The organism is Leisingera sp. F5 (genome assembly GCF_001593695.1).
The window spans coordinates 1-3823 of the sequence record NZ_LUKH01000210.1 but is presented as its reverse complement, the minus strand read 5'-3'; the positions used below and the strand labels follow the sequence as shown (position 1 = coordinate 3823).

Sequence of the window (3823 nt, the reverse complement as noted above, 5' to 3'; positions counted from 1 at the left end):
GACTCCGGGCGAGCGCATCATGATGGTCGCAACCGCCGCCCGCCACCGCAAAGATGCGTTTGAGGCGGCGGAATATCTGATGGACTATCTGAAGTCCCGCGCGCCGTTCTGGAAAAAGGAAATCCTGGCCAGCGGCGATTCTGATTGGGTGGCGGCCAAAGATGCCGACGAGGACGCCCTGAAGCGCTGGTGACCCGCAGAACCGGAGGCAGGGGCTCCTGCCAAGTGTTCAATCATCAAGAGATGATCCCTGCCTGTTGGGTCCGGCACCAGGCGTTGCCCGGCGCAGCCCGGTTGCAAGCGGCGGCGGGCCAAGGAGGCCGCAGGCCCCAGCGAAGCGGCTTGTCCTTGACGCGCCTAATTCAAAGACAATTGAAAACTGTCTGGATGGGCAGACTTGCCCATCCAGGCCTTCTCAGCAGGAAGGCAACCGCCGTGCGTCAGCACGGCGCTACGCCCAAGACTGCTCAGACGGTGCTGGCGCAGCCAGCGCGGGCTGCAGGCGCGGGAGTGCTCCGCCCTCTGCAAGCATTCAGTGGGGGATCTGGTTTCGCAGCTCTTCGGCCTCACGGCGGGCCTCGCGCAAACCATCCATCGCAGCCCGCAGTTCGGCCTCGGTCTGGGTCAGCTGGTTGGTCAGCTCCGCCTCGCGCTGCTGCAAATAGGTGATCGCCTGATCGCGGGTTTCCTCCGCCTCATGCAGCTCCTGGCTCATCCTGTCGAGGTCGGCCACATCGCTTTGCCGTACACGGGTGAAGCGGTGCACCAGCCAATTGGCGAACCAGCCCAGGGCAAAGGCCGCGAACAGGATGATCGCGGTGGTGATGATGAACTCTGTCCTGTTCATTACTCTGTGGTCTCCTGTGCGTCTTCTGCGCTTTCGGCGGCTTCTTCGCCGTTGCCCGTCCCGGCGGCGTCTTCGGCGGCCGCAGGGCGGATCAATTTGAACTCAATACGGCGGTTGGATTCGCGGCCGTCTTCGGTTGAGTTGTCAGCAATCGGCTCGCTTTCGCCATAGCCCTTGGCGGCAAAGGTGGAGGTGACCACCCGGCGCGCCCGCAGCTCGTTCAGCACCGACTGAGCTCGCGCCTGGCTCAGGTTCTGGTTCATCGCCTCGCGGCCCTGGCTGTCGGTATGGCCCTGGATTTCCAGCCGTACCGGGCCGCAGCGGCCCAGTACACCGGCGATCCGGTCCATGGTTCCAGTGCTTTGTGCCGCGATGGTGGCGGAGCCGGGTTCAAAGGCAATCTTGGCCTCGCTCTGGGCGCTGGCGAGCTGCGCCTCGCACAGTTCCGGCGGCAGCGGTTTGTCCTTGGGTTCGGGCGGTTTTTCATAGGTGATGTCGAGGCCGTAGGTGTCAGCCTCGCCCAATTTGGCAGAAAGGAAGCGGGCAATCTCAGCCGGCGCTTCCTTGCGGTAGCTCATGCCGCGCAGTTCCAGATTGCCAGGGGTTACAGTGACCGCGCCGCGCTGCAGATAAGAGAGCGCTTCCAGTGCGGCCAGCACCCGCACCGGCCAATCCGCAGGCAAGTCGGCGACTACACGAGCGGCTGTGTGCACGTTGTCCGACCCGAACCGCGCCTTGGCATAGCTGTCGGCAACCGTGCGCTGTGCCGCATCGGTAAGGCGTCCGCGCAGTTGCACCTGGCCTTCGGGGCTGAGTGTCGCAGTGAATTCAGGGGTGCCGCCGGCGTCTTGGGTTTCCGGTACAGGCAGGACCGCGTGCAGTGCAAAGACCCGGGGCAGGGCGTTTTCCAGCTCGCCGGCTACATGGTCGAACAGCGCGTTTTCGGTGCCTTCTGCGGCGACCAGGGTGATATCCGCATTGGCGATGGTCACCGCGCCGCCGCCAAGCTCCGCCAGGCCTGCAATGCTCAGTTCCGCCGCGCGGGCCCAGTTGGGAGAGGGCACGCCCATGCCAATCACGCAATCCGCCTCATCCTGCAGCCCGGCCTTGCGGGCGGCGGCCAGAATGCGGTTGCGGCTTTCCTCGCTCTCGGCGGAGCAGGCATCGAACTCTGCGCCGTCCGGTCCCAGCAGGAAGCGCAGGGTGAAGGGGGTGATCACCGGGCGCGGTGCCGCGATATCGAGCGCCAGCCGCATGCCGGGAGGGGCCTTGCGGCCGAGCTGTTCTTCCAGCTGGGCCTTGGCCTCTTCGCTGTCGGAAATGGCGGTGACCGAGACCTCTCCGGCCGCAACCGAGATCTTGGCACGGGGCAGCAGCTTCAGTGCCTCCACCGCAAACAGCATAGACTCCTGCCAGCCGTCAGGGATTGTGTATTTTGCGGTTTCCAGCAGATCGGCCACGTTCTCAGGGCCTGCCAGCGTCTCAAGCTCCTTGACGAGCGCCGTGCGGCCGGACCCTGCGGGGATCAGCCCGATAATCGAGATGCCGCTGTCATTGCGCAGAATTTCGGCAGAGAACCATGGCGGTGCCAGGCCATCGGCGGGCGGCACCTCGAGGCCGTCGAGGATCCGCGCCGCATCGACAACCGTGCCGACCAGTGATTTGACCGAGAACCGCGTCGCCTCATCCGGAGCGGTGCCTTCCAACAGCACCTGCAAACCGTCGGCAGTCACCTCAGCCCAGGTGTAACCGTCATCATCCAGAGCCCGGCGCACAGCCGTTTCTGTGCTCCGTTCTACAGCGGTGACGGCAAATCCGGCGGCAACAAGGCTCAGCCCGGCAGCGGCGGCAAAGGCCAGGCCCGGGATCAACAGCTTAGACAGGCGCATATGGCAGAACATTCCCAGTTTGCGTTACAGGCTCTTACCCTGCGCAGGCGCCCGGTTCAATCATGCGAACATGGCCAGCACAAAGAAGATCAGCGGAATCAGGCCGGTATCGCGGTTGAGACGGAACAGTTGCAAGAGCCTTGGCGCGTTTTCCGCGTCAAAGGCGCGCAGCTGCCAGGTCAGGTGCCAGCCCATCGCCCAGGGAGCTGCCAGCGCCAACACAAGGGCCAGCACCGAGGCGCTGTCCTGCACTGCTAGGATCACCGCCAGCGCCATCAGGCTGACAAAAGCCACGATGAACCGGCGCAACCACATCGGGGTTTGCGTACCAAAGAGACGGGCGGTGGATTTCACTCCGATCAGCGCGTCGTCCTCAGTGTCCTGATGGGCATAGATGGTATCATAAAACAGCGTCCAGGCGATGCCTGCCAGATACAGCAGAACCGGTGGCCAGCTCATGGTGCCGGTATGCGCCACCCAGGCCAGCATCGCGCCCCAGTTGAAGGCAAGACCCAGAAACACCTGTGGCCACCAAGTGAACCGCTTGGCAAAGGGGTACACAGCGACGGGCAGCAGCGACAGGATGCCCATGGCAATGGCCGCTTGGTTGAAGGTCAAGAGAATCGCAAGGCCCGCCAAGCATTGCAGCCCCATCCAGGCCAGCGCGCGCTTGACCGTGACCTGCCCCGAGGGGATCGGACGCGAGCGGGTGCGCTCTACCTGGCCGTCAAAGTTTCGGTCGGTGATGTCATTCCAAGTGCAGCCCGCGCCGCGCATCAGCCAGGCGCCGCCGGCACATCCCGCAGCGATCCACAAGTCCTGCCAGCGCGGGCTCTGATCCGACAGAATGGCCAGAGTCAACCCCCACCAGCAGGGGATCAACAGCAGCCAGGTGCCGATCGGCCGGTCGGCGCGGGAAAGGCGCAGATAGGGCCGCGTCCATTCCGGCGCATATGTGTCGACCCAGTTTCCACGGACCGCATCCGCAACCTGACCCTCTGGCGCTGGCTTCTGGCCTTGCATATGTAGGACCCCATGAGTGCAAAAATCAGACTGTATGTAGAGCACCCTTTGGGGGCAGGGCAAT

General features: G+C 64.1%; 4 protein-coding genes. 1 reads left to right on the top strand and 3 read right to left on the bottom strand.

Going from position 1 to position 3823, the window contains the following annotated elements; all coding sequences use genetic code 11:
- A partial coding sequence (locus A2I95_RS27490) for a molybdenum cofactor biosynthesis protein MoaE (RefSeq protein WP_291735026.1) occupies positions 1-193 on the top strand: 193 nt, incomplete at its 5' end.
- A 339-nt stretch (positions 194-532) separates the two neighbouring features.
- Here the strand turns inward: A2I95_RS27490 and A2I95_RS27485 are convergent.
- From A2I95_RS27485 to ubiA, 3 genes are read right to left on the bottom strand one after another with little or no spacing between them, the layout of a single operon-like run.
- Complete coding sequence (locus A2I95_RS27485) at positions 533-847, bottom strand: hypothetical protein (protein ID WP_027256482.1); 315 nt, start codon at positions 845-847, stop codon at positions 533-535.
- The gene (locus A2I95_RS27480; RefSeq protein WP_291735024.1) at positions 847-2736 is read right to left on the bottom strand and encodes an OmpA family protein; all 1890 of its coding nucleotides are present in this window, start codon (positions 2734-2736) and stop codon (positions 847-849) included. The genes A2I95_RS27485 and A2I95_RS27480 overlap by 1 nt, the downstream gene beginning before the upstream one ends.
- A 60-nt stretch (positions 2737-2796) precedes the next feature.
- Positions 2797-3759: a 4-hydroxybenzoate octaprenyltransferase gene (gene ubiA, locus A2I95_RS27475; protein ID WP_291735021.1), complete on the bottom strand. Its 963-nt coding sequence runs from the start codon at positions 3757-3759 to the stop codon at positions 2797-2799.
- Positions 3760-3823: the final 64 nt, after the last annotated feature.